This window comes from Xenorhabdus stockiae, from assembly GCF_002632825.1.
In the GTDB taxonomy this organism is placed as follows: domain Bacteria; phylum Pseudomonadota; class Gammaproteobacteria; order Enterobacterales; family Enterobacteriaceae; genus Xenorhabdus; species Xenorhabdus stockiae.
Window position 1 is genome coordinate 1 of the sequence record NZ_NJAJ01000015.1, and the last position, 2,954, is coordinate 2,954.

A 2,954-nucleotide genomic window follows, 5' to 3' on the forward strand; every position below is an offset into this window, starting at 1 on the left:
ATCCGAAGACACCTTCGGGTTGTGAGGTTAAGCGACTAAGCGTACACGGTGGATGCCTAGGCAGTCAGAGGCGATGAAGGGCGTGCTAATCTGCGATAAGCGCCGGGAAGGGGATATGACCCGCAAGACCCGGCGATACCCGAATGGGGAAACCCAGTGCAATCCGTTGCACTATCCTGACCTGAATTCATAGGGTCAGGAGGCGAACCGGGGGAACTGAAACATCTCAGTACCCCGAGGAAAAGAAATCAACCGAGATTCCCCCAGTAGCGGCGAGCGAACGGGGAGGAGCCCAGAACCAACATCAGTGTCAGCGTCAGGAGAACGGTCTGGAAAGGCCGGCAGTAAAGGGTGATAGCCCCGTATCTGAAAACGCTGGCAGTGGGAGTTCGATGAGTAGGGCGGGACACGTGGTATCCTGTCTGAATATGGGGGGACCATCCTCCAAGGCTAAATACTCCTGACTGACCGATAGTGAACCAGTACCGTGAGGGAAAGGCGAAAAGAACCCCGGCGAGGGGAGTGAAAGAGAACCTGAAACCGTGTACGTACAAGCAGTGGGAGCACCCTTTGGGGTGTGACTGCGTACCTTTTGTATAATGGGTCAGCGACTTATATTCTGTAGCAAGGTTAACCGTATAGGGGAGCCGCAGGGAAACCGAGTCTTAACTGGGCGTTAAGTTGCAGGGTATAGACCCGAAACCCGGTGATCTAGCCATGGGCAGGTTGAAGGTTGGGTAACACTAACTGGAGGACCGAACCGACTAATGTTGAAAAATTAGCGGATGACTTGTGGCTGGGGGTGAAAGGCCAATCAAACCGGGAGATAGCTGGTTCTCCCCGAAAGCTATTTAGGTAGCGCCTCGTGAATTCATCTTCGGGGGTAGAGCACTGTTTCGGCTAGGGGGTCATCCCGACTTACCAACCCGATGCAAACTGCGAATACCGAAGAATGTTATCACGGGAGACACACGGCGGGTGCTAACGTCCGTCGTGAAGAGGGAAACAACCCAGACCGCCAGCTAAGGTCCCCAAGTCATGGTTAAGTGGGAAACGAAGTGGGAAGGCTCAGACAGCCAGGATGTTGGCTTAGAAGCAGCCATCATTTAAAGAAAGCGTAATAGCTCACTGGTCGAGTCGGCCTGCGCGGAAGATGTAACGGGGCTAAACCATGCACCGAAGCTGCGGCAGCGACACGTAAGTGTTGTTGGGTAGGGGAGCGTTCTGTAAGCCGTTGAAGGTGGCCTGTGAGGGCTGCTGGAGGTATCAGAAGTGCGAATGCTGACATAAGTAACGATAATGCGGGTGAAAAACCCGCACGCCGGAAGACCAAGGGTTCCTGTCCAACGTTAATCGGGGCAGGGTGAGTCGACCCCTAAGGCGAGGCTGAAAAGCGTAGTCGATGGGAAACAGGTTAATATTCCTGTACTTGGTGTTACTGCGAAGGGGGGACGGAGAAGGCTATGTCATCCGGGCGACGGTCGTCCCGGTTTAAGCGTGTAGGTGGGCAGTCTTGGTAAATCCGGACCGCTGTATAACACTGAGGCGTGATGACGAGGCACTACGGTGCTGAAGTGACAGATGCCCGGCTTCCAGGAAAAGCCTCTAAGCTCCAGGTAACATTGAATCGTACCCCAAACCGACACAGGTGGTCAGGTAGAGAATACTCAGGCGCTTGAGAGAACTCGGGTGAAGGAACTAGGCAAAATGGTGCCGTAACTTCGGGAGAAGGCACGCTGGCAGTAGGTGAAGGGACTTGCTCCCGGAGCTGAAGCCAGTCGCAGATACCAGCTGGCTGCAACTGTTTAATAAAAACACAGCACTGTGCAAACACGAAAGTGGACGTATACGGTGTGACGCCTGCCCGGTGCTGGAAGGTTAATTGATGGGGTTATCCGTAAGGAGAAGCTCTTGATCGAAGCCCCAGTAAACGGCGGCCGTAACTATAACGGTCCTAAGGTAGCGAAATTCCTTGTCGGGTAAGTTCCGACCTGCACGAATGGCGTAATGATGGCCAGGCTGTCTCCACCCGAGACTCAGTGAAATTGAACTCGCTGTGAAGATGCAGTGTACCCGCGGCAAGACGGAAAGACCCCGTGAACCTTTACTATAGCTTGACACTGAACACTGGTCCTTGATGTGTAGGATAGGTGGGAGGCTAAGAAGTGTGGACGCCAGTCTGCATGGAGCCATCCTTGAAATACCACCCTTTAATGGCTGGTGTTCTAACGTAGGCCCGTTATCCGGGTTGCGGACAGTGTCTGGTGGGTAGTTTGACTGGGGCGGTCTCCTCCCAAAGCGTAACGGAGGAGCACGAAGGTTAGCTAATCACGGTCGGACATCGTGAGGTTAGTGCAAAGGCATAAGCTAGCTTGACTGCGAGCGTGACGGCGCGAGCAGGTACGAAAGTAGGTCTTAGTGATCCGGTGGTTCTGAATGGAAGGGCCATCGCTCAACGGATAAAAGGTACTCCGGGGATAACAGGCTGATACCGCCCAAGAGTTCATATCGACGGCGGTGTTTGGCACCTCGATGTCGGCTCATCACATCCTGGGGCTGAAGTAGGTCCCAAGGGTACGGCTGTTCGCCGTTTAAAGTGGTACGCGAGCTGGGTTTAGAACGTCGTGAGACAGTTCGGTCCCTATCTGCCGTGGGCGTTGGAAGATTGAAAGGGGCTGCTCCTAGTACGAGAGGACCGGAGTGGACGCACCACTGGTGTTCGGGTTGTCATGCCAATGGCACTGCCCGGTAGCTAAGTGCGGAAGAGATAACCGCTGAAAGCATCTAAGCGGGAAACTTGCCTTGAGATGAGTCTTCCCTGATTCCTTGAGAATCCTAAAGGAACGTTCGAGACGAGGACGTAGATAGGCTGGGTGTGTAAGCGTTGCGAGACGTTGAGCTAACCAGTACTAATGAACCGTGCGGCTTAACCTGACAACACCGAAGGTGTTTTG

1 rRNA gene is annotated in these 2,954 nt (G+C 53.9%); it reads left to right on the forward strand.

Going from position 1 to position 2,954, the window contains the following annotated elements:
• Nucleotides 1-25: 25 nt before the first annotated feature.
• Nucleotides 26-2,934, forward strand: a 23S ribosomal RNA gene (locus Xsto_RS23080).
• The last annotated feature ends 20 nt before the right edge of the window (nucleotides 2,935-2,954 follow it).